The sequence below is a fragment of the Actinocrinis puniceicyclus genome (assembly GCF_018283645.1).
Taxonomy (GTDB): domain Bacteria; phylum Actinomycetota; class Actinomycetes; order Streptomycetales; family Catenulisporaceae; genus Actinocrinis; species Actinocrinis puniceicyclus.
In genome coordinates, this window is the sequence record NZ_JAGSXH010000088.1 from 1 (window position 1) to 24,738 (window position 24,738).

The following is a 24,738-nucleotide window of genomic DNA, read 5'->3' on the forward strand; positions in this document are numbered from 1 at the left end:
CAGCGACCGCGAGATGCGACTGCTGAAGGAGCGGCACGTCAGACCACACGAGTTCCACGGCGAGTGGAACTACGACCTGATTGCGACCGAACCGCCCGAATGAGCGTGTCGTTCATTTCCAGGCCCTTAGGCTGGCGAGAGTGGACGAGAACAGAGCACTGCGCGTCGTGGACGCCCTACGTGATCGTGGTATCAATGCGCACGTCGCCCGCGAGGGCGTGTACCAGATCGGTGTGCGCATCGCGCTCCCGGACGGCCGCGAGGCGGTGTGGGACACCGATGACACGCCGGGCCTTGAGGCGCAGGTGATGCGCAACGGGATGCTGGTCGGCTTCGTGCCGGTGATCGAGGGCTCCGAGGATTTCGACGAGGCGCAGACCGTCGACGCGATCGCCCGCACCGACTACGACCAGCCGATCGCCCGGCAGCGGGCCACCGCCGCACCGCCGGCCGCGCCACTGGCCCGCGAGGGCGGGGTCTTCCGCCGCTTTCTCGGCGGCTTCCGGGAGCGCTGATCGGGAGCACTGACCAGAGGGCACTGATCGGTGGCTCTAACTGTTGCACCAATCGGGCGCTAACCGGGCGATTTTCCCTGCGGGATCAGCTGTTTGTGATCAGTGCGCTACGCCTGGTTTGCGCGGCGCGCCGGATGGCAAGGAAACTCGACGCACGGGCGCGCCTGCGTGGGGCAGGCGCGCCCGTCTGCTGCATCATCCCGCAGCGAGGCCGCCTGTGTCTGTCCGTTTTCCACGAAGACGCGCCCGTGTGCCCCCGATGACCCGCCGACAGGTGGCTGACCGGGCGGCGGGACGCTACTTGCCCAGCGACGCCGGGACCTGCAACTGCCACTGCCGGTCGAGGGCGATGACCGCCCAGCGGTTCAGGGTGAGCGGTGGCAGCGGGCGCGTCGCCTCGGTCGAACTGAGCGGATCGCCGTTCTGCGCGGTGATCTCGACGGCGATCCCGTCCGTGCGGTCGACGACGACCCGGTAGATGACGACCCTGGAGGGCGGCGAGGTGAGCACCTGCTCCATCGCCTTGTCTCCGTTCGGATACGTGACCACGGTGCAGCTGGGTTGGACGTAGCCGGAACGGGATGCGCCGGCGCCGGATGTCACGCGCTGGACCGTGCAGTCGACCGGGATCATGCCGGAGTCCGTGACCGGGGCGATGAGGAGCTCGATGTGCGACCGGCCGTTGCCGTCGTCGGCGTTCACCTGCAGCAGCGTGCCTGAATCCGACGAGCCGTACGTGCTGTAGTGCCAGCCGGGTGTGAGTTTCCTGAGGATTTGGAACGCCATCGCGGGGCTCATCGGGATCAGGTCACCGGTGGGTCGCGGCGACGGGGGCGCGATCAGTGAAGCGGCGGTCGGGGCACCCGAGTCGGGGCTCGGCAGGGCGGTACGGGTCGGCCGGCTCACCTGCCCGGCCGCATCGAAGTCGTCGAGGTCCGATCCGCGCATCCCTGCGGCGAGACCGACGCCGGTGAGGAGCACCACGGCGGCGGTGCCCGCGGCGGTCAGCGTGCGGCGGCGGCGCCTGCGGGCGCGCCCGAGTCGCTCGCCCGCGGCCAGAATGTCGCCGATCGGCGGATCGAGCGCGCAGGTCGCGGCGTCCATGAGTTCGCAGAGCCGGTCTTCGGCGGCGTTCATCGCGTTCCCTTGCATGGATGGATGGTCCGAGGTAGGGGTGTGCGTGGTGTGGTCGAGTCGCGTTGCTTTCGCTCGGCTTTGCAGCCGTCACGGCGCGGCGCTGCGTCGGGTTCAGTGCTGCGGCGGGTTCAGTCCTGGAACAACAGCTCCCGTTCGTCGCCGAGCAGCGCCCGTAGCTGTTTGAGCGAACGATTGCACAGGCTCTTGACGGCGGCGGGACTGGTGTCGAGCAGTCCCGCGACTTCCTCGACGCTCAGGTCGTCGAGGTAACGCAGAACCATCACCGCCCGGTTGCGGGGCGGCAGCGTGCTCAACGCCTCCATCAGGACCAGCCGCAGGTCCGCGTTGTCGCCGGGGGCCCGGCCCTCGTTGAACTCGGCTACGGGTATCTCCCCGCTGCGCCGCAGCCTACGGTGCGAAAGGTACGTGTGCAGCAACGCCTTGCGCGCGTATGCGTCCACGGATTCGCTCTTCTGGATGCGGTGCCAGGACGCGTAGAGCTTGGCCAGACAGGTCTGGACCAAGTCCTGCGCCTCGTGCCAGTCCCCGCACATGAGATACGCGACGCGGAAGAGCTGACCAGCCCTCGCGGACGCGAACTCGTGATATTGCAAGAGACCAGTGGATTCCCGATCACCCACAGTGGCTCCAAACTCGACGACGTCACCGGAACAGACGCGTCGGGAGCCCGTTTGGTAGCGCTCTCACATCGGGCGGCGCTCGGTGCGCGGGGAACGCGCGCCCCTTTCTGCCTACGGCCGCGGCCTCGCGAGCCGGTTCGCCGGCGCTCGGCACGGGATATCACGCGAGTCACCTACCGCCATTTGCGGTATTTTGTTGGAATTTTGCGAATCTAGCATCGAGATCCCGCAGTTAACCCAATAGAGTCGCGTCTTTGCGTTGTTCCATCAATATCTTGCAGGCGCTTGTCGCGATCGCTACAGTGACCTCACTCGGCCGCAGGGCAGGGCTCAGTGCCCAGGTTCCGCTCAGGGAGGACACAGATGTCCGCAAGGCACAAGCGAAAGAAGGTCGCGGCGCTCGCGTGCGCCGCGGCCGTTGCGTTCGGCGCGGGCGCATGCTCGTCGAGCGGCGGCGGTTCCGGCGGCGGCACCGGCGCCGACGGCGTAGCGGACGGCAAGCCGCTGGACCCGAACGCCACCGTCACGATCAGCATCGACTGCGCGCCGGCCTCCGACCAGCCCGGCCTCCAGGCCCAGTACAACGACGACCTGGCCACCTTCAAGGTCAAGTACCCGCACGTCACGGTCAACCCGCTGCCGAAGACCAAGTGCGAGGACCCGGCGACGTTCACCGCGATGCTCAAGGGCCACACCGAGACCAACGCGTTCTACGCCTACTTCACCGACCAGAACCAGGTGCTCAACTCCGGCGACGCCGCGGACATCTCCGCGTACGTCAACCCGCAGACCGTTCCGGGCATCAAGGACCTGCTGCCGACGGTGACCAAGGAGATCAGCAACGGCGGCAAGCTCTACGCGCTGCCGCGGCTCTACTACACCACCGGCCTGATCTACAACCGCGACCTGTTCAAGCGGGCCGGGCTGGACCCGGACAAGCCGCCGACGACATGGGCCGACCTGGCCGCCGACGCCGCGAAGATCTCCGCGCTCGGCGGCGGGATCACCGGTTACGAGGACTACAGCGGCGGCAACACCGGCGGCTGGCACTTCGGCGACGAGATCGACAGCGTCGGCGGCGCCCTGACCACGCCCGACGGCACCAAGGCCGCGTTCAACAACGCCCAGGGCCGGCAGGTGCTGCAGAACCTCTACGACATGCGCTGGCGGACCGGCGGCATCGGGGCGACCCCGGTGACCCAGTGGGCCGACGCCTTCCCGCCGCTGGCTTCCGGCAAGGTCGGCATGATCATCGGAGCGCCGGACGTCATCTCGCACCTGACCAACTCGCTGGGCGCCACCCCGCAGCAGTGGGGCCTCGGCCCGATGCCGGGCCTCAGCGGCCCGGCGCCGGCCACCCAGGACGGCGGCGACCTGTTCTATGTGAAGAAGTCGGACACCCCGAACCAGATCAAGGCCGCGATCGCCTGGATCAACTACGAGTACATGACCCCGGGCCAGGGCCAGTTCAACTACGCGCGCAACGTCGGCCTCTCCGGGGACCCGGGAACCAACAAGTTCATCGCCGTCGGACTGCCGGAGCCGCAGCTGTGGGCGCCGAACACCGCGATGGCGCAGGCTGACGCCGCGGCGCTGAAGGCGGCCAACGCGAACATGCCGGTCGCCAACTACGCCCCGTACCTGGAAAACCCGGTTCCGGGTGTCGGCGAGCCGCCGATCGCCGCGCAGCAGATCTACGCGGTGCTCGACAACGCGATGTCCGCGGTGATGACGAACAAGAACGCGAACATCCCGCAGCTGCTCGGCGACGCCGAGAGCAAGGTCAACCAGATCCTCGCCAACCAGTAACGGCGCGGCGCGGCGGCACGACGCGGCGCGCGGGTCCGGTCCGCACACCGGGCCCGCGCGCCGTACCCCGACCGCACCAGACAGCAGCAGACAGCAGCAGACAGCAGCAACAGTGGCCTTACAGCGGTCAGACAGGAGCAGCCGGTGGCCGTCGTCATCTCGCCGGGCCGAGCCGAGACCAGGATCGCGGTCCGGCGCGCCCGCGGCAGGTTTCTGCGCGAGGCGCGCCGCAACGCCCAGGCGCACGGATTCCTGATCGGATCAGTGCTCTGCTTCGCGCTGTTCACGTGGTACCCGATGATCCGCGAGATCGTCGAGTCCTTCCAGCGCCTGCACTACGGCCGGACCACGTTCGCCGGGCTGCGCAATTACCGGCAGATCACCGCGGACCCGTTCTTCTGGCAGGCGTGGCGCAACACCCTCCAGTTCACCGGCCTGGCGCTGCTGTTCGGCTTCGCGCTGCCGTTCGCGGTCGCGGTGGTGATCAACGAGTTCCGGCACGCGCAGGCGTATCTGCGCGTCCTGGTGTACCTGCCGGTGATGCTGCCGCCGGTCGCCGGGATCCTGTTGTTCCGCAACTACTTCATGGACCCGACCAACGCGGGCCTGCTCAACCAGCTGCTGCACGCGGCGCACCTACCGGCCTCGCAGTGGTGGGGTGCGGCGCCCAGCGCGATGCCCTCACTGGTGATCATCTCCACCTGGTCCAACATGGGCGGCGCGGTGCTGATCTACCTGGCGGCGTTGCAGGGCATTCCCGGCGAGCTGTACGAGGCCGCCGAGATCGACGGGGCCGGGCTGCTCAAGCGGATATGGCACGTGACCGTCCCGCAGACCCGCACGATCCTGTCGCTGCTGCTGATGCTCCAGATCGTGGCGACGATGCAGATGTTCACCGAGTCCTTCGTCGCCACCGGCGGCGGACCGGAGAGCTCGACGGTCACCGTCGTGTACCTGGCGTACAACTACGCCTTCCAGTTCAGCAACTTCAACACGGCCGAGGCCCTCGGGGTGATCATGTTCATCGTCCTGGGCGTCTTCTCGGTCCTCTACGTCCGGCTCGAACGACGCGGGAACGAGGCGTGACCATGGCTGCCGACGGCACCCGGAGCAGGACCCTGATCTCCCGCGCGCAGCTGGCGCGCGGCAGCGGCCGGCGGCTGTACTGGGTCTGCCTGTGCGCCGTCGTGCTGCTGTTCACCCTGGTGTTCCTCTTCCCGCTGTACTGGATGGTCAGCGGCGGGTTCAAGGCGACCTCGGAACTGGTGCGCAACCCGCCGAGCTTCGTGCCGGCGCATCCCGAGCTGGCGCCGTACCGCACCGCGTGGAGCGAGCTGCACATGGGCCGCCTACTGCTCAACACCCTCATCTACGCGGGCGGCGCGCTGGCGCTGCAACTGACGTTCTGCGTCGCGGCGGCCTATTCGCTCTCGAAGCTGCGGCCGGTGCTGGGCAACGTGATCCTCGGCATGATGCTGGCGACCATGATGATCCCCGCCGCGATCCTGATCATCCCGCAGTACCTGACCGTGCTGGACCTGCCGCTGGTGCACTGGAACCTGGTCAACAGCCCGTGGGTGATCTGGCTGCCCTCGGTGGCCAACGCCTTCAACATCTTCCTGCTCAAACGGTTCTTCGACTCGATCCCCGAGGACATCCTGGCCGCGGCGGCGATCGACGGCGCCGGTCCGCTGCGGACCCTGCGCTCCATCGTGCTGCCGATGTCCCGGCCGATCCTGGGCGTGGTCTCGATCTTCACCGTGATCGCGGTGTGGAAGGACTTCCTGTGGCCGCTGCTGACCCTCACCGACCCGGGCAGGATGACGCTCAACGTCGGCGTCAACAGCGCCGCGGCGAACATGCAGGAGAACGTGCTGATCGCGGGCCTGGCGATGGCCTCGCTGCCGACCATCGCCTTCTTCCTGCTCTTCCAGCGCAACATCATGTCCGGCCTGACCAGTGGCGCCATGAAAGGCTGAACACCGGGCGGCGCGTGCCGCCGGGCCTCGACACACGGGGGTCAGCGCCGATCACCCGGTCACATCACCGTCCCCATGCGATCCAGAGAGCGGGTAGTCCGTGCCTGACGTGCGTTCCCACGAGTCGGCCGGTTGGTGGCGCTCGGCGGTCATCTACCAGATCTATCCGCGCAGCTTCGCCGACGGCAACGGCGACGGTGTGGGCGATCTGGCGGGTGCCAGGGCCCGGCTGCCGTATCTCGCGCGGCTGGGCGTCGACGCGGTCTGGTTCAACCCGTGGTACGCCTCGCCGCAGGCCGACGCCGGTTACGACGTGGCCGACTACCGGGCGATCGACCCGGTGTTCGGCACGCTCGCCGAGGCGCGGCAGCTGATCCGGGAGGCGCACGCCCTCGGCATCCGGATCATCGTGGACGTGGTGCCCAACCACTGCTCGGACCGGCATCCCTGGTTCCGCGCCGCGCTGGAGCGCGGGCCGGGCGCGGCCGAGCGGGAGCTGTTCTGGTTCCGGCCGGGCCGCGGGCCGGGCGGCGATCGGCCGCCGAACGACTGGCAGTCCATCTTCGGCGGGTCGGCCTGGACCCGCACGGCGAACCCGGACGGGACGCCCGGCGAGTGGTACCTGCACCTGTTCGCGGCCGAGCAGCCGGACCTGAACTGGGAGAACCCGCAGGTGCGCCGGGAGTTCGAGGACGTGCTGCGGTTCTGGTTCGACCGCGGCGCGGACGGGGTGCGCATCGACTCGGCGGCGCTGCTGACCAAGGACCGGCGGCTGGCCGACTTCGATCCCGAAGACGCCCCCACGGCGTACCCGCCGAACCAGCACCCGTACACCGATCGCGACGACGTGCACGAGATCTACCGCTCGTGGCGGGCGATCGCCGATTCGTACCCTGACAAAAGGGCGCTGATCGGCGAGGTGTGGCTGCCCGACGCGCAGCGTTTCGCCAACTACCTGCGGCCGGACGAGTTGCACACGGCGTTCAACTTCGCGTTCCTCGGCTGCGCGTGGGAGGCCGCAGCGCTGCGCGAGGTCATCGACGAGACGCTGGCCGTGCACGCCCCGGTCGGCGCGCCGGCGACGTGGGTGCTGTCCAATCACGACGTGCCGCGCCACGTCACCCGCTACGGCCGCGCCGACACCTCGTTCACGCTCGAGCACCGCCAGCTCGGTGCGCCCACGGATATCACGCTGGGCACGAGGCGGGCGCGCGCCGCGATCCTGCTCTCGCTCGCGCTGCCCGGTTCGACGTATATCTACCAGGGCGAGGAGCTGGGGCTGGAAGAGGTCGAGGACCTGCCGGACGCGGTGCGTCAGGACCCGATGTTCTTCCGTACCGCGGGGGCGAACCCGGGCCGGGACGGTTGCCGGGTTCCGCTGCCGTGGTCCGGTCAGGATCCGCCGTTCGGCTTCAGCGCGCACGCGGGGCAAGCGCCGGACGCGCGCGGCGCGGCGGCGGCGGAGCCGTGGCTGCCGCAGCCGCAGGGGTGGAAGGAACTGACCGTCGAGGCGCAGACCGGCGCCCCGGGCTCGATGCTGGAGCTGTACCGCGCCGCGCTGGCCCTGCGCCGCAAGTCGCCGCAGCTCGGCGACGGACCGCTGACCTGGCTCCCCGCGCCGGACGGCGTCCTGGCCTTCGGCCGCGGCGCGGACGCGTCCTTCGCTTGCGTGGTCAACGTCTCCGGCGCACCGGTCGCGCTGCCGGTGGCCGGAACGCCGGTGCTGTGCAGCGGTGCGCTGGAGTCGGGGCTGCTGCTGAACGACACCGCGGTGTGGCTCGCGCGGTGAACCGGCGCGCACGGCGCAGCAGCGCGCACGGCGCAGCGGCGCACCCTCATAATGACGGACCGTGGACGATCGCACGTGGGACACGGTGAACCGGCTTGTCGACTGGCTCGACCGCAGTCACGACGACAACGGACTGACGCCCGAGACGGTCCGGCTGCTGCGCGTGATGAAGCTGTCCGAGGAGGTCGGCGAGGCCACGCAGGCGGTCATCGGCGCGCTCGGCGCGAATCCGCGCAAGGGGGTGACGCACACGTGGCTCGACGTCGAGCACGAGCTCTGCGACGTCATCGTGACGGCCATGGTCGCCCTGAGCACGCTCAATCCGGACGCCCGCGCGGTCTTCGCCGAGCGGCTGGACCACGTGGCGACGCGGTCCCTGGGCTGAGCCGGCGTGGGCTGAGCCGGCGCCCGGGCCGCCGCGTTCTCAGCGTAGGCGACGGAAAAGCGGGTGACATCGCCGCGAGCGCCGGGCGAGAATCCGCATCCATGGGCTATGTGGACGTCGCCGGGCTGCGGCATGTGCTTCCGGACGGCCGGGTACTGTTCGCGGACGTCTCGTTCCGGGTCGGCGAGGGCGCGAAGGTGGCTCTCGTGGGACCGAACGGAGCGGGCAAGAGCACCGTGCTGCGGCTGATCGCCGGGGACCTTCCGGTGCGCGACGGCAGCATCGCGCGCGTCGGCGGGCTCGGGGTGATGCGGCAGTTCATCGGGATGATCGGCGACGAGACGACGCTGGCCGCCCTGGCGCTCTCGCTCGGGCCGCCGCCGTTGCGCGAGGCGGGGCAGCGGCTGGAGCGCGCCGAGAACGCGATGGCCGCGAGCGATGCGGGCGAGCGTGAGCAGTTGCGGTATGCCAACGCGTTGACCGCGTGGGGCGACGCGGGCGGTTACGAGATCGAGGTCGTGTTCGACACCGTGTCGGTCGCCGTGCTCGGCCTGCCGTGGGACGCCGCGCGGCACCGGCCGGTGCGCACGCTCTCCGGCGGCCAGCAGAAACGGTTCGCCCTGGAGTTGCTGCTGCGCGGCGCGGACGAGGTGCTGCTGCTCGACGAGCCGGACAACTTCCTGGACGTGCCGGGCAAGCGCTGGCTGGAGGGTCGGCTGCGCGAGTCGCCGAAGACCGTGCTGTACGTGTCGCACGACCGGGAACTGCTGGCGAACACCGCCGACCGCATCGTCGCGGTGGAGGGCGGCTCGGCGTGGACGCACGCCGGTTCGTTCGCGTCCTGGCACGAGGCGCGGGCGGCGCGGCACGAGCGGCTGGACGAGCAGCGGCGGCGCTGGGACGAGGAGCATGCCAAGCTCCGGGAACTGGTGCGGATGTACCAGGTCAAGGCGTCGCATAACGCTGAGATGGCGACCCGGTTGCAGGCGGCGCGCACCAGGCTGGCGAAGTTCGAACAGGCCGGCCCACCGCCGATACCGCCGCGCGAGCAGAACCTCAAGATGCGCCTGGACGGCGGGCGCACCGGTAAGCGGGCGGTGGTCTGCGAGCAGCTGGAGCTGGACGGGCTGACCGGTCCCTTCGACTTCGAGGTCTGGTACGGCGACCGGGTCGCGGTGCTCGGCGCCAACGGCACCGGCAAGTCGCACCTGCTGCGGCTGCTCGGCCGCGGCGGCACGGATCCGGACCCTGCGAACCGGCCGGCCGGCGGCCCGGCGGGCGACGACCCGCTCGCCCCGGTGGCGCACCACGGGACCGCCCGGCTGGGGGCCCGCGTCGTGCCCGGCCACTTCTCGCAGACCCACGACCGCCCGGAGCTGGCCGGGCGCACGCTCGCCGGGATCCTGTGGGACGGTGACGCGCGCCGACCGAGCCTGCCCCGGGACGCGGCCATGAGCGCTCTGAATCGTTACGAGCTGGCGGCGCAGGGCGACCAGCGCTTCGAGACGCTCTCGGGCGGGCAGCAGGCCCGGTTCCTGATCCTGCTGCTCGAACTGTGCGGGGCCACGCTGCTGCTGCTGGACGAGCCGACCGACAACCTGGACCTGGCCAGCGCCGAGGCGCTGGAGGCCGGGCTGGCGGGTTTCGAGGGCACCGTCGTCGCCGTCACGCACGACCGCTGGTTCACTCGCACCTTCGACCGGTTCCTGCACCTCGGCGCGGACGGGAAGGTGCGCGAGGTGCCCGAACCGGTGTGGGATTGAGAGGTGTGGGATTGAGCTGGCGCGGGCTGCGCGCGGGACCGCCCGGCGCCGCGTGAGCGGGTGGCGGCGCGAGGTCGCCGCGTGATGGGATGAACGTGATCGTCCGACTACCGCCCTGGAGGCGCTGTACATGGCACGGTTCAAAGTAGGCGTGCAGTTGCGGCCGCAGCACTGCGAGATGAAGCAACTGCGCGCCGCGTGGAAGGAAGCCGACGCGCTCGGCGTCGACACGATCTGGACCTGGGACCACTTCTATCCGCTCTACGGCGACCCGGCCGGCGCGCACTACGAGTGCTGGACCGTGCTCGCCGCCATGGCCGCCGACACCGAGCACGCCCGGTTCGGGGCCCTGGTGACCTGCAACAGCTACCGCAACCCCGACCTGCTCGCGGACATGGCCCGCACCGTCGACCAGATCAGCGGCGGACGGCTGATCCTCGGCATCGGCTCCGGGTGGTTCGAGCGCGACTACACCGAATACGGGTACGAATTCGGCACGGCCCCGGCGCGGCTGCGGGCGCTGCGCGAGACCCTGCCGCGGATCGAGGCGCGGCTGGCCCGGCTCAACCCCTCCGGCGAGCACATCCCGCTGATGATCGGCGGCAGCGGGGAGAAGGTGACGCTGCGGATCGTGGCCGAGCGCGCGGCCCTGTGGAACAGCTTCGGGCCGCCGGAGAACTTCGCGCACAAGAACGCGGTCCTGAACGAGTGGTGCGAGAAGCTCGGGCGCGACCCGGGCGGGATCGACCGCACGGTGATGATCAACCCTGACGAGGTCGACGACTACCAGTCGTACCTCGACGCCGGGGCGACGCACCTCATCGTCGGCACGGACGTGCCCTTCGACCTGACGGCGGTGGAGCGGCTGCTGCGGCACGCGCGCGGCTGAGCCGTCCGCGCTGAGACTGAGACTGAGACTGGAAGCGCAAGCGCGGCGGGCGTCGCGCGACCGCCCGGATGCGGCGGCCGCGCGGCGCCCGCTTCGTATTCGTGGCCTGATTAGGCCGCGTCGCCGAGCGTCGGCCCGGGGCCCGCGCCGGGCGAAACTTTCAGTCGCTCGTGGGCCGCCGCGGACCCGGCCGCGACATTCGTACCTTGGTGTTCTCGCGCGCGGCGGGTGCCGCCGCCCGGGCAAGCGCTTCGACGATATTGCCAGTTCAGCTCGTCGAATCTACGATCCCGGACGCTACAGCAATCGAAGCGCTTCGATTAGGCGACCGACCAACCGACCGACCGTCCCGAACGCCGGTCGCTCCCCAGCAGTCAGCCGGCCCACCCCCGACCCACACCGCCTGCCGACCGCGCGGCCGCCCGCCGGAGCGCGCCCCACCCGTGAGACGCGGAGGCATTCACCCATGCGAAGAAGGCTAGTGCAGGGCGCGCTCGCCGCGGCGGCGGCGGCCGCGGCGACGATCACTCCGATCCTGGTGCAGGGCGCGGCCGCGCCCGCGCAGGCGGCCACCCCGGCCACCACCGCGTACACCTGGAACAGCGTGGCGATCGGCGGCGGCGGTTTCGTCCCCGACATCGTGTTCAACGCCGGCGCCGCGAACATCGTCTATGCCCGCACCGACATCGGCGGCGTGTACCGCTGGAATCAGAGTTCGAGCTCATGGATGCCGCTGATGGACTGGGTCGGCCAGTCGAACTGGGGCGACATGGGCGCGGTCTCGGTGGCCGCCGACCCGGTCAACACCAACAAGGTGTGGGCCGCCGTCGGCATGTACACCAACTCCTGGGACCCGAACAACGGTTCCATCCTGCGCTCCTCGGACCAGGGCAACACCTGGAGCGCGAGCCCGCTGCCGTTCAAGCTCGGCGGCAACATGCCCGGCCGCGGCATGGGCGAGCGCCTGGCCGTGGACCCGAACGACGACAACGTGCTCTACTTCGGGGCGCCCAGCGGCAAGGGCCTGTGGAAGTCCACCGACTCGGGCGTGACCTGGTCCCAGGTCGCGAACTTCCCGAACGTGGGCAACTACGTGCAGGACTCGACGGACACCAGCGGTTACCTCAGCGACAACCAGGGTGTGACGTGGGTGGCCTTCGACAAGGCGACCGGCAGCTCCGGCAGCCCGACCAAGACCATCTTCGTCGGCGTCGCGGACCTGCAGAACACGGTGTATGAGAGCACTGACGGCGGGGCGACCTGGTCCCGGGTGGCCGGGCAGCCCACCGGGTTCATGGCGCACAAGGGCGTGGTGGACTCGGCCGGCGGCATCCTGTACATCGCGACCAGCAACAAGGGCGGCCCGTACGACGGCTCGTCCGGCGACGTGTGGAAGTACGCGATCTCGACCGGCACCTGGACGCAGATCAGCCCGGTGAAGTCCTCCGACACGAGCAACGACTGGTTCGGTTACAGCGGCCTGTCGATCGACGCGCAGCATCCGAACACGATCATGGTGACCGGGTACAGCTCGTGGTGGCCGGACACCTTCATCTGGCGCAGCACGGACGGCGGCGCGACCTGGAAGTCCGCGTGGAACTACACCAGCTACCCGAACCGCGCCGACGCCTACACGCTGGACACCTCCGCGACGCCGTGGCTGACCTTCGGCACGACGACGCAGGAGCCGGTCGAGTCGCCGAAGCTGGGCTGGATGACCGAGGGCCTGGCGATCGACCCGTTCAACTCGAACCGGATGTTCTACGGCACCGGGGCGACCCTGTTCGGCACCACGAACCTGACGAACTGGGACTCGGGCACCAGCTTCACCGTCAAGCCGTTCGTCAGCGGGCTTGAGGAGACCGCCGTCAACGGCCTGATCAGTCCGCCGACCGGGGCGCCGCTGATCTCGGCCCTCGGCGACCTGGACGGCTTCGTGCACACCTCGCTGACCTCCGTGCCGTCCTCGATGTTCACCTCCCCGAACCTCTCCAGCGGCGACAGCGTGGACTTCGCGCAGCTCCAGCCGGCCACCATCATCCGCACCGGCGACGTCGACAAGACGCAGAGCTCGAACGCGAACGTCTACCGCTTCGCGTTCAGCACCAACGGCGGCAGCAGTTGGTTCCAGGCCTCGGCCGAGCCCCCCGGGGTGACCGGCGGCGGCCAGGGCGCGATCGCGCCCGACGCCAGTTCGGCGCTGTGGAGCCCGAAGGGCGCCGGCGTCTACTACACCACCACGTACGGCAGTTCGTGGACGGCGTCGAGCGGCATCCCGGCCGGTGCGGTCATCGCCTCGGACCGGGTGAATCCGAAGGTTTACTACGGCTACTCGGCCGGCACGTTCTACGTGAGCACCAACGGCGGGGCGAGCTTCACGGCGACCGCGGCGACCGGCCTGCCGGCCACCGGCACCGTGTACATCAAGGCAGTCGCGGGCACTTCCGGGGACGTCTGGCTGACCGGCGGCGACTCGTCGGGAACCTCAGGGATCTGGCACTCCGGCAACTCCGGCGCGAGTTTCACCAAGCTCGCCAGCGTCTCGGCCGCGATCAACCTCGGCTTCGGCAAGTCGGCCACCGCCGGCGGCTACCCGGCGCTGTACGCGGTCGCGACGGTGAACGGCGTGCAGGGCATCTTCCGGTCCGACGACACCGGCGCCACCTGGACCCGGATCAACGACAACGCGCACCAGTGGGGCAACAGCGGCGCCGCGATCACCGGCGACCCGCGCATCTACGGGCGCGTATACGTCGGCACGAATGGCCGCGGCATCATGTACGGCGACCCGAGCGGCTCGTCGACTGGCAGCCCGAGCGCGTCGGCGAGCGCGAGCAGCAGCGCCAGCGCGTCGGCCTCGCCGTCGCCGAGCCCGTCGGCGTCGAGATCACCGTCCGCGTCGCCGTCACCGTCACCGAGTGCGAGCGCCACCTCCGGCGGCTTCGGCTGCCACGTGACGTACACCAAGGGCAGCGAGTGGCCCGGCGGGTTCACCGCGTCCGTGGTGGTCAACGACACCGGCACCACGTCGATCAGCGCCTGGACGGTGAAGTTCACCTTCCCCGGCGACCAGAAGGTCACCGGTTCCTGGAACGTCGGCACGCTCACCCAGAGCGGGCAGACGGTGACCGCGACCAACGCCGCTTACAACGGCTCGATCAGCCCCGGTGGCAACACCTCGTTCGGTTTCCAGGGGACCTGGACGTCCAACGACTCGTCGCCCACCTCGTTCAGCGTCAACGGAGTCACGTGTAACTGAGAGGTCTGACACTTCACCGCAGGACGCGCCACCCCCGCGCCTCAACTCTGGGCGCGGGGGTGGCGCGCGTCCGCAGGAACGCAGGAACGCAGGAACGCAGGAAGTCAGAATTCGTTCACGGGGTAGGTACCCGGCAATCGTGTCGGCGCTGCGCCGCTGTGCGCCGTCATCAACCCCGCGGCACGCAGGTGGGCAGCGGGTGGTCCGGTTCGAGCGCGGGCAGTCCGTCGATGCTCTTGGCGTTGGGCCCGGCGACACGCACCGCCCACTCTTCGGCCGGGCGGACGGAATGCACCTTGTCGAGCACGGGCCGCTCGTCGACCAGTTCCATGTACGGCACCGCGTAGCCGCAGGAGTCCGAGACCCGCCGGACGTCGACCAGGATGATCGAGCGAAGTCCCGGGTGCGCCAGGTTGAAGTGCGGGGCCAGCCGCCGGAACTCGCTCTCGTCGGGTCGCAGGACTCTGCCGATTCCGTGCAGTCGCAGGATGCGCGAGTTGCGGGTGAACGAGCAGAACATCAGCACGATGCGGCCGTTCTGCCGCAGGTGCGCGATCGTCTCGGCCCCGGAGCCGAACAGGTCCAGGTAGGCGACGGTGTGCTCGTCGAGCACGGCGAAGCAGTCCCGGTAGCCCTTCGGCGAGACGTTGACCAGGCCGTCCGCTCCGCTCGGCGCGGTGGCCACGAAGAACATCGGCTGCTCCTCGATGAACTTGCGGATGCTCTCGTCGATCCCTTCGAACACGTTCGCCATGCCGAACCTCCCGTGCGGTGTCGCGCGGCCGGACACCGGCGCCGACCGCTGCAGTACCAGCGTAACCGCGCTGATCAAGCCGTTTGAGGCGGCGAGCCGTGCGCGCTGCCACAGGTCGGCTCGCCCGATACGGTCAGGCGGTCTGGACGAGGCTGTGCCTGCCGTTGAGCCGCCAGTCCGGTTCGGTTTTGTCCAGGCGCTCGACCTGCCCGCGCGAGAGGCCGACGACCACGTCCGACTTCGCGGCACGCAGCGCGGCGACGGGCAGGCCGAGATGGCGCACGGTGTCCGCGAACGGCGTCGTCGGATCCCACCAGCGGTCCCCCACCAGGCGCCGGTAGTTGAGGTCCCCCTTCACCAGCAGGAACCGGCCGTCCAGACCCGCCCGCAGGTCGGCGGGCAGGTCGTGGAACGAGAGCGGCGAGCACCAGAAGGGATGTGTCTGCGCGCGCAGCCGCCCCGCCGCCGCGTGCGCGAACAGGCGCTGCCCGGCCGCGCCGAGGGCCGCGGGCATGCCGCGCAGGCGTCGCAGAGCCTTGCCGAAGTCCGTGGCCGTGGCGTCCGAGATGTAGTAGGGCGCGGGCTTCACGTGCAGTTCCACGACCGCGGCCAGGCTCGCCGGCCCGAGCAGTTCGTCGGCGAGCAGCAGGTCGGCGAGCAGTTCGCGGCCGCTGTTGTCGCAGATGACCGCTACGCGCGGGCCGGCTACCTGTGTGCCGCCACGCGCGGCGAGCAGCCGCGAGCGGATGCCGCCGGTGTCGTCCGCCAGTGGCGGATTGACCGCGGCGTACCCCTCGACGGTCTCGGTGACCTGGAAGACGAGGTCGGCGCGGTTGCCGAGCACGGCGGCCTCGACCAGCGCGGCGAAGCGGCGTTCCGGTTCGGCTCCCTCGAGCGCGCCGTACCAGGCGAATGCGGCTTCCAGTGCGGGATCGGCCAGTTCCGCGTCCTTCATCGGCTGGTACGGGTCGACGCCCGCCCACGCCGGCTCCGCGCTGCCCCAGCCGCTGCCGCTGCCGCTGCCGCCGTAGTACCCGGTCGCGGCGAGGATCCGGCGGAAGAAGTAGCTCTCGGCCCACAGGAACGGTGTGTCCGCCCAGGGCTTGCCGTAGTGCCCGCGGTCCCACGGCCCGTGCCACTGGGCGGCGTCCGGCGCGTCGTCGGCCAGCGGCGTGATCACACCGTCGAGGGATTCGTCGAGCAGCGCGCGCAGTGCCCGGACCTGCTCGGGACCGTATGGCAGCGCCGCGAGCAGGCTCTCGATCAGCACCGGGTGGCGGCGGTGGAAGACGTCCCAGGCGAACGAGCCCTCCGGGCTGATCAGGATCGGCGGCGGCAGCTCGTGCGGCATGCGGGTCATACTATGGGCCGCCCAGCCGAAATCGCGTAGAACTCCCGCTCTCAAAGACCTGTGGGGCGCACTCTATCGCAGTGCGCCCCACAGGCGGAGGCAGACGGCTGATTCAGCCGCGTATCAGGTCACGATGAATATGTGGTCGTACACACCATGCCGTTGAGACTGATGGCCGCCGGGGACGGGTACGCCCCGGTGTTGTTGCCGACGAAGCCGATGCTGGCCGAGTTGCCGGCGTCGGGCGCCAGGTCGGCGTTCCAGTTCACGTTCGTGGCGTGCACGTTCTGGCCGCTGGCCGACCAGTTCGCGTTCCAGCCGCTGTTGAACGACTCGCTGGTGGACGGGAAGGAGAACGTCAGCGTCCAGCCGTTGATCGCGGCCGGGCCGGTGTTGGTCACCGTCAGCGACGCCACGTAGCCGTTGCCCCACGAGTTGGTCACCGTGTAGTTCACCGCGCAGGTGCTGTCCGCGGGCGTGCTCGTGGTGAACATGACCGGGGCCGAGGCCCGCGAGAGGTTGCCCGCCTGGTCGGTCGCCAGCACGTTGATCGTGTAACCGGTGCCGGGCACCAGGTTGTAGAGCGTCGCAGAGGTCGAGCTCGACTCCGCCAGCAGCTGGCTGGTGGTGCCGAACTGCTGAACCACCTCATAGCGCGCTACCTGGCCGCCGGTGGACGGGGTCCAGCTGATCGTCGCCTGCGAGCCGGTGACGTCCGACGCGCTCGGCGAGCCCGGAGCCGTCAGGGAGCTGATCCCGTTGCCGGAGGGTGTCAGGACGATGGTCTCGATCGAGTACGGCGCGATCGTCTGGCTGGCGGACGTGCCCGCCGCCGCGCTGGTGATCGAGCTGCCCTCGTCGCCGTAGGTGTAGACGGTCGGGGTCGCGGTGCTCGGGGTGTAACCGGCGTAGTGCAGATCGACCGGGTACGAGTTATTCGGGTCCTTGTTCACCAGCTGCACGGCCAGGTCGCCGTTGGCCTGCCGCACCGCGTGCGCGCTGATCAGCGGCTGGTCGGTTCCGGCCTTGACCATCTGGTCGCCGGGCCGGCCGAGCTTGCTCAGCATGCTGATCGCGAAGTACGGCGGGAACGGGGTGTTGAGCGCGGGCTCGCACACGGAGCCCACGCAGGTGCCGCTGGAGAGCACGCCCCAGTCGTCGAAGTCGGTCGCGCCGTCCGGGGCGGTGCTGATCGCGGTCGGGCCGTTGTGGGTGTCCCACCAGTCGACCGTGAACACGCCGTCTTCGAGCGCGGTCATGTACGCGTCCGCGCCGAACAGCGCGTCCGGCTGGGTCGTGGTGTCCACGCCCGAGTTCATCTCGGTCAGCGCGATGCCGAGGTTCGGGCCGTTGGACCCGGCGTACTTGTCGATCTCGCTGCGCAGCTGGTCCAGCTCGCCGGGCAGCTGCTGCGGCTCGGACAGCGCGGTCGCCGCGCCGGTGCCGTTCGGGTACCAGTGCACGATGACGAAGTCGACGGCCGAGCCGGCGATCGAGAGCACCGTGCGGTTCCAGTCGTAGCTGTCGCCGCTGGCCACCACGCCGTCGGGCCAGTTGCCCGGCAGCGTCAGCACCGCGCCGATCTTGATGGTCGGGTCGACCGCCTTCATCGCCGAGGCGTACTGCAGCACGTTGTCCGCGTACGTCGTCGGGCTCTTACTCGCGTGGTTGTCGGCCTCCCAGTCGGCGCCGTAGTAGCCGTTGCCGTAGTTCTCGTTGCCGATCTCCCAGTACTTGTCGCCGTATCCCTTGGTCACGTTGGCGTACTTGACCCAGCCGGCGGCCTCGGCGGGGGTGCCCGTGCCGTAATTGGCGATCAGGATGGGCTGCGCGCCGATCTTCTTGACCGTCCCCATGAACGAGTCGAAGTCGGTGCCGGGCGCGACGTAGCCGCCGGGAGCGGTGTTGTCCTGCCAGTGGTAGATGTCGCCGTAGGAACCGCCCGGGTAACGCAGCATCCCGATACCGGCCTGGCCGAGCAGGTCCTGCACCGCGGGTACGTTCATCTGGCTGTCCCACACGGCGCTGTTGAGCCCGTAACCGGTGGACGGGATCGTGCCGAGCCCCTCAGCGGCGTTCACCGTGACGTTCACCGCGGCGCCGGTGCCGGACCCGGTGTCGGCCACCGCCGCCCCGGGTGCCAGTGCGCCGAGCAGCATCAGCGCCGTTCCCCCCGCGATCCGCCGCAACCGGCGGATGCGCCTGCGTTGTGAACTCACGTGCGACTCCTTCCCGAACCTGCGAGCACAGCAATCGAAAAATGGTCCCGCCCGGCCGACAAGAGCGTCAATGTCCTGTGAAACTTACACGTACACGCCGCGTCGAACATCGTCGAAGCCGCAGCTCAGGGCCGGCACGCCGCGCCGAGAAGCTGTCAACCCCCTGCGACATCCTTGGATCGAACGCGGCCGGTTCGTAGCTTCGTCGCACTGGCCGACCGGGTCAGCTGTAAGGCAGCGAGGAGCGGTTCCATGCAGACAACGACAGGACCCGCCGCGATGGCGGGCACTGCGCGACGGCGCACGGCGGCGCTGTCCGCCGCGGCCGTGGGCGCGGTGCTGGCGGCGCTCGCGGCGCTGCTGGTCGCCTTCGGCCCGCTGGCCCGTCCGGCCGGCGCGGCGGGCGCGGTCGGCGCGGGGTACTGGCACACTTCCGGCAGCCAGATCCTGGACTCCAACGGCAACGCGGTGCGCATCGCCGGGGTGAACTGGTACGGCTTCGAGACCCCGGACGAGATCGCGCACGGCCTGTGGGCGCAGGACTACCACGCGGTCATCGACGATATCAAGAGGCTGGGTTACAACACGATCCGCATCCCGATCTCGAACCAGGCCGTCGAGACGCCGGTGGTGCCGCAGAACTTCAGCCAGTACAACTCCGGTCCGATCAACACGGATCTGGCCGGACTCAACGACCTGCAGATCCTGGACAAGATCGTCAACTACGCCGGGCAGGACGGCCTGAAGGTCATCATCGACAACCACCGTTCGGAGGCCGGCGAGACGGCTGAGTCGAACGGGCTGTGGTACACCAGCGCGTACCCGAACTCCGCGTGGATCAACGACTGGGTGACGCTCGCCAAGCGCTATGCGGGCAACTCCACCGTGATCGGCTTCGACCTGCGCAACGAGCCGCACACGCCGACCGGCGTCGCGTATGCGAACGCTGCGACGTGGGGCAGCGGCGACCCGAACACCGACATCCGTCTGGCGTATCAGAACGCGGGCAACGCGATCCTGGGCGTGGACCCGAGCGCGCTGATCTTCTGCGAGGGCATCAGCAACTACCCGAACGGCAGCGGTTTCGACACGACGTGGTGGGGCGGCAACCTGGAGGGGGTGGCCAAGTACCCGGTCGTGCTCAACTCCCCGGGCCACGTGGTCTACTCAGCGCACGACTACGGGCCGACGCTGTTCCAGCAGACCTGGTTCAACTCCTCGACGACCTCGGCGAGCCTCGACGCGGTGTGGAACCAGTACTGGGGCTACATCCCGCAGCAGAACATCGCGCCGCTGTGGGTCGGCGAGTTCGGCACCGGCAACAACGCCACCGACGTGTCCGACTCGACGCCCGGCTCGCAGGGCCAGTGGTTCTCCTCGCTCGTGTCGTACATCGGCTCCAACAAGCTGAGCTGGACCTACTGGGCGCTCAACGGCGAGGACTCCTTCGCGCTGCTGGACGGCAGCTATGACGCGACGCCGGTCAGCGCGGCGAAGCAGGCGCTGCTCGCCGGAATCCAGTTCCCGCTCTCGGGGACCGGGGGCGGTACCGGCAGCGCCGGCCCGAGCGCGTCGGCGACCCGCAGCCCCTCCTCGTCGCCGTCGGGTTCCCCGTCGAGTTCGCCCTCAAGTTCGCCCTCAAGTTCGCCCTCAAGTTCGCCGTCCTCTTCCACAGTGTCCTGCCATGCCGCGTACTCGCTGACCAACAGCTGGTCCGGCGGCTTCCAGGGCCAGGTGGTGCTGACCAACACCGGTACGTCCACGATCAACGGCTGGAAGCTCGCGTGGACGTTCCCCGGCGACCAGAAGCTCAACCAGATGTGGACCGCGTCGTACACGCAGAACGGTGAGGCGATCACCGCGACGAACATGTCCTACAACGCCGCGATCGCCGCGAACACGTCCGTGACGATCGGTTTCACCGGCACGTACACGAACAGTGACGCCAACCCGACGTCCTTCACCGTCAACGGCGCCGCCTGCCACTGACAGGTCTCGCACACTCCCCCGATCCTCATACCGATCCCCTCCTGATCGAGATCCCGGCCGCGGGCGAGCAGCGTCGCCCGCGGCCGGGGCGTGTTCGCGCGTCGCGCGGCGGCGGTCCTAAGATCAGCCGCGTGACCACGCCACCGCCCGCCCCGAGTCCCGCCGAGAAACCGGCTGGAGTCGGCGCACGCCCGTGCATCCTGCTGGTGACCGGCGTTTCCGGCAGCGGCAAGAGCACCGTGGGCGCGTTGCTCGCGCAGCGGCTCGGGTGGCCGTATGCGGAGGCGGACGACTTCCATCCGGACGCGAACCTGGCGAAGATGGTCGCCGGTCAGCCTCTCGACGACGGGGACCGGCGGCAGTGGCTGGCCAACATCGCTGCGTGGATAGACGCGTCGAGCGCGGCCGGGCAGCCCGCGGTCGTCAGCTGCTCCGCACTCAAGCGGGCATACCGCGACGGATTGCGCGCGAACCGGCCGAACGTGCGGCTGATCTACCTGGACGCCGACGAGCAGACCATACGTGCCCGGCTTTCCGCGCGCCGCGGCCATTTCTTTCCGGCGGCGCTGCTCGACAGCCAGTTCGCCGACCTTCAGCCGCCCACCGAGGACGAGCATCCGTACCGTGTGCCGATGACGGCGGACACCCTCGCGGACGAGATCGTCGACCACCTCGTAGCCTCAGGAATCTGCGAAGAGAACGCGTAGGTCGCCGGCGCCGCCCGGCGGATCGCGCGTCCAGCCGCGCAGTGTCGGCGGCTCGATGTCGGCGGCGCACGCAAGAATGGGCGCAGCCGCGACGGGCGAAGGAAAGCACGACCGGCCGCACGGCACTTCGCCACATCGCACCGCACCGCACCGCACGACACCGCGCCACGCCCGCACCGGAGAGCCCCGCATGATCACCATCAGTACGGCGAACGTCAACGGCATCCGCGCCGCCGCCCGCAAGGGCTTCGACAGCTGGCTCGCCCAGACCACGGCCGACGTGGTCTGCCTTCAGGAGGTGCGGGCCGAGCCGCACGAGATCCCGGCGGAACTGCGCGAGGTCCAGGGCTGGCACCCGCTGTTCGCGCCGTCGAGCGCGAAGGGCCGCTCGGGCGTGGCGATCTACAGCCGCGTCGAGCCGATCGAGTCCCGGATCGGCTTCGCCTCCACCGAGTTCGACACCTCCGGCCGCTACGCCGAGATAGACCTGCCGACGGTGACCGTCGCCAGTCTGTACCTGCCTTCCGGCGAGGCCGAGACCGAGCGGCAGGTCGAGAAGGAGCGGTTCATGGCCGAGTTCCTGGAGTACCTGAAGGCGGCGAAGTCCCGGGCCGAGGCGCACGGGCGCGAGCTGGTGGTGTGCGGCGACTGGAACATCGCGCACCGCGAGGTGGACATCAAGAACTGGAGGACGAACCAGAAGGCGTCCGGTTTCCTGCCGCACGAGCGCGCCTGGCTCACCCGGGTCTTCGACGAGGCAGGGTACGTGGACGTGGTGCGGCAGCTGTACCCGCAGGGCCCCGGCCCGTACTCGTGGTGGTCCTACCGCGGCCGCGCGTTCGACAACGACGCGGGCTGGCGCATCGACTACCAGATCGCGACGCCCGGCCTGGCCAAGCTCGCGGTCAGCGGGAAGATCGAGCGCGCCGTCGAGCACGCGGCCCGCTGGTCCGACCACGCCCCGGTGACGATCACCTACGACGTGTGAGCCGCGCCCCGGTGGGCGCACGCGGCACTCTCGAATTGCGCGCCGGCCGGCCACGTGCAAACGTGCTGCGCAAACCAACGGAAGGCAGACGATGACCGACGCGGGGCTCGACACTCAACCCAGCGCAGTCGCGTACGAGCTGGACGACCTGGTGCAGCTGGCGTGGAGCGGACGCATCCGCGTGCCGCACTTCCAGCGTGACTTCCGGTGGGGCACGCAAGATGTGGTCCGCCTCTTCGACAGCATCCTTCGCGGCTATCCCGTCGGCAGTCTGCTGTTGTGGTCCCGCCAGTCACCCGCGGCGCGGTTCTCTCTCGGCGCACTTGAAATCGCCGCGGCCGGCGGGAACGACGTTCTGTGGGTCGTCGACGGCCAGCAGCGGGTCACGAGCCTCGCCAACGCCCTGCATCCCGACGCACGCCAGGATCCGAGGTTCACGGTCGACTACGACCTGGCCGACAGTCGTTTCGTGCCGAGCGGCAAGCTGAGCGAACCGCGCTACCTGCCGCTGCCGGTCCTCTACGACCTCGACAAGCTGCTGGAGTGGTTTCACGATCCCGGTTCGGCGAACAGGGAGTACTTCGCGGAGGCTCGCCGCGTCGCGAAACTGCTGCGCCAGTTCAAGATCCCCGCCACGGTGGTCCGGCAGGAGGACGAGACCGTCCTGACCGACATCTTCGACCGCCTGAACAACTACGGCAAACGGCTGAGCCGGGCGGAGATCCTCTCCGCGCTGTTCGCGGGGCCGGAGGGCGGCGACCCGGAGCAGCCGTCGCTCACGCGCATCGCGCAGCACGTGGCGTCCCGGACCGGATTCGGAAACCTGGACACGGACACCGTGCTGCACGCGATCCTGGCCCGCCGGGGGCCTGACCCGGCCCGCGACATCCGCAGCGAGTTCGACGACGGCAGCCGCCGCGCCCCCGAGTTCCCCGCAGAGAATCAGGCCACAGCGTTCCTCGAAGGCGAGAAGGCCTTGATCCGCGCCGTGCGGTTCCTTCAGGACGAAGCGGGCGTGCCGCACAGAGCGCTGCTGGCTTACAAGGCGCTGCTCGTCGTCCTTACCCGCTTCTTCGCCCACTTCCCGGAGCCCGCGCCCCGCAACATCCAGCTCCTGCGCCGTGTCTACTGGCGTGCCGCCATCGCCGGCCCGGTGGTTTTCAAGGGCAGCTTCACCGGGATGAGCAGGACGCTGTGCGCGCTCATCGTTCCGGGCGACGAGGCGGGATCAGTCGAGAGCCTGGCGAAGTCGATGCAGTCCGCCGCGGCCACCGCGCCCGAGCTCAGGCGTTTCCGCACCAACGAGGCCGCCGGCAAGATCGTCCTGTGCTCGTGGTGGGCCCTGCGACCTCGATCGCTCGTCAGCGGCGAGCAGTTCGACAGCGCGGCGCTGACCGATCTTCTCGGTGACCAGACCACCGCCGCCCCTGCCGTGCGGACGCTGTTCCCCCGAGGCGTGGAAACCGGAAGGCAACTGTGGGCGGCCAACCGGATCTTCGTGCCGAGCGTCGACGAGTCCGCGGACACGGTCTGGGAGGCACTGGCGCAGCAGCCTGTCGAAATCGACGCTCAGACCTGGGATCTTGTGCTGGCTTCATATTGTCTGGACCGCAATATGATCGACCTGTTGAATGCGGGGCGACGCGAGGAGTTCCTGGCACGCCGCCAGGACAAGATCACTGATATCTTGAGGGCGTTCCTGCTGAGGATGGCCGAGTGGTCGTTCGAGGACACCCCGGCCCTCAGCTCACTCGATTTGGACGAACTGGACGACCTCCCCGATGACGCCGGATGATACGTACTTCGCCGTGCTTCTGTACGGTCGGCGCGTCGGAACGATCCATCAGCGCGGGGACTACACACGATTCGCCTTCACGGAGGCGTATCTGAGCGACCCCATGCGGCCGATCCTCGGTCTGCGGTTCGAGGAGAATCCGCGCCAGCCGTATGCGTCGGCGCTGCGTCTGCCGCGCTGGTTCTCGAACCTGCTGCCCGAGGGTCCGTTGCGCGAGTGGATCGCCGCGGATCGACATGTCGCACTCGATCGGGAAATGGAGCTGTTGGCTCAGGTCGGGCATGATCTGCCCGGCGCAGTGCAGGTCGTGGAGATCCAGCAGCCGGTAGATGTCGCGCACTGGAATGAGACGGACGCGCCGGCGCCCGAAGCCGCTTCACACGCGTCGAGCCCCGGCGAAATCTCACCCTGGCGCTTCTCGCTGGCGGGCGTGGCGCTGAAATTCTCCATGCTCGCGCGAGGAGACCGGCTCACGGTGCCGGCCGCCGGGGAGATGGGCGACTGGCTGGTGAAATTCCCCGACCACACGTTCGCCGACGTCCCCCGTAATGAGTTCACGATGATGTCGTTGGCCCGCGCGGTCGGCATCGACGTACCGGAAATCCGGCTGCTTCATCGGGACGAGCTGACAGCAGTACCCTCCCAGGGTTAATGACAAAGTGATCTTTCGTCCTTTTTCTGGGTGATCGTCAGGTCAGGTGGAGTAGTCCTGTCAGGAGTTCGGGTCTGCGGGCGTGTCTGCGCAGGGCTTTGGCGATGTTGGTTTCGC

The 24,738-nt window shown here is 69.4% G+C and carries 19 protein-coding genes; 14 read left to right on the top strand and 5 right to left on the bottom strand.

Annotated features, from left to right (window positions below; all coding sequences use genetic code 11):
* Positions 1-140 precede the first annotated feature (140 nt).
* The gene (locus KGA66_RS20920) at positions 141-515 is read left to right on the top strand and encodes a hypothetical protein (protein WP_211469880.1); all 375 of its coding nucleotides are present in this window, start codon (positions 141-143) and stop codon (positions 513-515) included.
* 297 nt (positions 516-812) lie between these two features.
* On the opposite strand, the gene KGA66_RS20925 is transcribed toward KGA66_RS20920, so the two are convergent.
* Positions 813-1,667 carry a hypothetical protein gene (locus KGA66_RS20925; protein ID WP_211469881.1) on the bottom strand — a complete coding sequence of 285 codons (855 nt, stop codon included), beginning with the start codon at positions 1,665-1,667 and terminating at the stop codon, positions 813-815.
* 113 nt (positions 1,668-1,780) lie between these two features.
* A complete protein-coding gene (locus KGA66_RS20930; RefSeq protein WP_211469882.1) occupies positions 1,781-2,266 on the bottom strand; it encodes a SigE family RNA polymerase sigma factor in 486 nt (161 codons plus the stop codon).
* 390 nt (positions 2,267-2,656) lie between these two features.
* Between KGA66_RS20930 and KGA66_RS20935 the strand changes: the two genes are divergently transcribed.
* The 8 genes from KGA66_RS20935 (at position 2,657) to KGA66_RS20970 (ending at position 14,166) form a co-directional block, all read left to right on the top strand.
* Positions 2,657-4,102 carry an ABC transporter substrate-binding protein gene (locus KGA66_RS20935; protein ID WP_211469883.1) on the top strand — a complete coding sequence of 482 codons (1,446 nt, stop codon included), beginning with the start codon at positions 2,657-2,659 and terminating at the stop codon, positions 4,100-4,102.
* A gap of 144 nt (positions 4,103-4,246) precedes the next feature.
* Positions 4,247-5,188: a carbohydrate ABC transporter permease gene (locus KGA66_RS20940; protein ID WP_312887016.1), complete on the top strand. Its 942-nt coding sequence runs from the start codon at positions 4,247-4,249 to the stop codon at positions 5,186-5,188.
* A 2-nt stretch (positions 5,189-5,190) separates the two neighbouring features.
* Positions 5,191-6,081 carry a carbohydrate ABC transporter permease gene (locus KGA66_RS20945; RefSeq protein WP_211469884.1) on the top strand — a complete coding sequence of 297 codons (891 nt, stop codon included), beginning with the start codon at positions 5,191-5,193 and terminating at the stop codon, positions 6,079-6,081.
* Positions 6,082-6,190: 109 nt separating this feature from the next.
* Complete coding sequence (locus KGA66_RS20950) at positions 6,191-7,870, top strand: glycoside hydrolase family 13 protein (protein ID WP_211469897.1); 1,680 nt, start codon at positions 6,191-6,193, stop codon at positions 7,868-7,870.
* 61 nt (positions 7,871-7,931) lie between these two features.
* Complete coding sequence (locus KGA66_RS20955) at positions 7,932-8,255, top strand: MazG-like family protein (protein ID WP_211469885.1); 324 nt, start codon at positions 7,932-7,934, stop codon at positions 8,253-8,255.
* A 101-nt stretch (positions 8,256-8,356) separates the two neighbouring features.
* On the top strand, positions 8,357-10,018 hold the full coding sequence (locus KGA66_RS20960; RefSeq protein ID WP_211469886.1) for an ABC-F family ATP-binding cassette domain-containing protein: 1,662 nt from the start codon (positions 8,357-8,359) through the stop codon (positions 10,016-10,018).
* A 130-nt stretch (positions 10,019-10,148) separates the two neighbouring features.
* A complete protein-coding gene (locus KGA66_RS20965; protein ID WP_211469887.1) occupies positions 10,149-10,907 on the top strand; it encodes an LLM class F420-dependent oxidoreductase in 759 nt (252 codons plus the stop codon).
* Positions 10,908-11,373: 466 nt separating this feature from the next.
* A complete protein-coding gene (locus KGA66_RS20970) occupies positions 11,374-14,166 on the top strand; it encodes a cellulose binding domain-containing protein (RefSeq protein ID WP_211469888.1) in 2,793 nt (930 codons plus the stop codon).
* Positions 14,167-14,335: 169 nt separating this feature from the next.
* Here the strand turns inward: KGA66_RS20970 and KGA66_RS20975 are convergent, their stop codons facing one another.
* From KGA66_RS20975 to KGA66_RS20985, 3 genes are all read right to left on the bottom strand, one after another.
* A complete protein-coding gene (locus tag KGA66_RS20975; protein ID WP_211469889.1) occupies positions 14,336-14,920 on the bottom strand; it encodes a pyridoxamine 5'-phosphate oxidase family protein in 585 nt (194 codons plus the stop codon).
* Between the two features lie 133 nt (positions 14,921-15,053).
* Complete coding sequence (locus KGA66_RS20980; RefSeq protein ID WP_211469890.1) at positions 15,054-16,271, bottom strand: ARMT1-like domain-containing protein; 1,218 nt, start codon at positions 16,269-16,271, stop codon at positions 15,054-15,056.
* A gap of 128 nt (positions 16,272-16,399) precedes the next feature.
* On the bottom strand, positions 16,400-18,430 hold the full coding sequence (locus tag KGA66_RS20985; protein ID WP_211469898.1) for a cellulose binding domain-containing protein: 2,031 nt from the start codon (positions 18,428-18,430) through the stop codon (positions 16,400-16,402).
* A 312-nt stretch (positions 18,431-18,742) separates the two neighbouring features.
* On the opposite strand from KGA66_RS20985, the gene KGA66_RS20990 reads away from it, so the two are divergent.
* From KGA66_RS20990 to KGA66_RS21010, 5 genes are all read left to right on the top strand, one after another.
* Positions 18,743-20,479, top strand: a complete 1,737-nt coding sequence (locus KGA66_RS20990) for a cellulase family glycosylhydrolase (RefSeq protein ID WP_211469891.1) — start codon at positions 18,743-18,745, stop codon at positions 20,477-20,479.
* 131 nt (positions 20,480-20,610) lie between these two features.
* Positions 20,611-21,186, top strand: coding sequence for a gluconokinase (locus KGA66_RS20995; protein ID WP_211469892.1), 576 nt, complete (start codon positions 20,611-20,613; stop codon positions 21,184-21,186).
* A 190-nt stretch (positions 21,187-21,376) separates the two neighbouring features.
* Positions 21,377-22,174, top strand: a complete 798-nt coding sequence (locus KGA66_RS21000; protein WP_211469893.1) for an exodeoxyribonuclease III — start codon at positions 21,377-21,379, stop codon at positions 22,172-22,174.
* 91 nt (positions 22,175-22,265) lie between these two features.
* Complete coding sequence (locus KGA66_RS21005) at positions 22,266-23,969, top strand: DUF262 domain-containing protein (RefSeq protein WP_211469894.1); 1,704 nt, start codon at positions 22,266-22,268, stop codon at positions 23,967-23,969.
* Positions 23,956-24,621 (top strand): type II toxin-antitoxin system HipA family toxin, encoded by a 666-nt coding sequence (locus KGA66_RS21010; RefSeq protein WP_211469895.1) that lies wholly within the window; start codon positions 23,956-23,958, stop codon positions 24,619-24,621. Before KGA66_RS21005 ends, KGA66_RS21010 begins: the two co-directional genes overlap by 14 nt.
* The last annotated feature ends 117 nt before the right edge of the window (positions 24,622-24,738 follow it).

Bases quoted from the DNA above. Each gene is read 5' to 3' on its own strand.
- KGA66_RS20925 (WP_211469881.1), bottom strand. From the start codon at position 1,667: ATGCAAGGGAACGCGATGAACGCCGCCGAAGACCGGCTCTGCGAACTC.
- KGA66_RS20935 (WP_211469883.1), top strand. From the start codon at position 2,657: ATGTCCGCAAGGCACAAGCGAAAGAAGGTCGCGGCGCTCGCGTGCGCC.
- KGA66_RS20945 (WP_211469884.1), top strand. From the start codon at position 5,191: ATGGCTGCCGACGGCACCCGGAGCAGGACCCTGATCTCCCGCGCGCAG.
- KGA66_RS20960 (WP_211469886.1), top strand. From the start codon at position 8,357: ATGGGCTATGTGGACGTCGCCGGGCTGCGGCATGTGCTTCCGGACGGC.
- KGA66_RS20965 (WP_211469887.1), top strand. From the start codon at position 10,149: ATGGCACGGTTCAAAGTAGGCGTGCAGTTGCGGCCGCAGCACTGCGAG.
- KGA66_RS20970 (WP_211469888.1), top strand. From the start codon at position 11,374: ATGCGAAGAAGGCTAGTGCAGGGCGCGCTCGCCGCGGCGGCGGCGGCC.
- KGA66_RS20975 (WP_211469889.1), bottom strand. From the start codon at position 14,920: ATGGCGAACGTGTTCGAAGGGATCGACGAGAGCATCCGCAAGTTCATC.
- KGA66_RS20980 (WP_211469890.1), bottom strand. From the start codon at position 16,271: ATGCCGCACGAGCTGCCGCCGCCGATCCTGATCAGCCCGGAGGGCTCG.
- KGA66_RS20985 (WP_211469898.1), bottom strand. From the start codon at position 18,430: ATGCTGCTCGGCGCACTGGCACCCGGGGCGGCGGTGGCCGACACCGGG.
- KGA66_RS20990 (WP_211469891.1), top strand. From the start codon at position 18,743: ATGCAGACAACGACAGGACCCGCCGCGATGGCGGGCACTGCGCGACGG.
- KGA66_RS21000 (WP_211469893.1), top strand. From the start codon at position 21,377: ATGATCACCATCAGTACGGCGAACGTCAACGGCATCCGCGCCGCCGCC.
- KGA66_RS21005 (WP_211469894.1), top strand. From the start codon at position 22,266: ATGACCGACGCGGGGCTCGACACTCAACCCAGCGCAGTCGCGTACGAG.
- KGA66_RS21010 (WP_211469895.1), top strand. From the start codon at position 23,956: ATGACGCCGGATGATACGTACTTCGCCGTGCTTCTGTACGGTCGGCGC.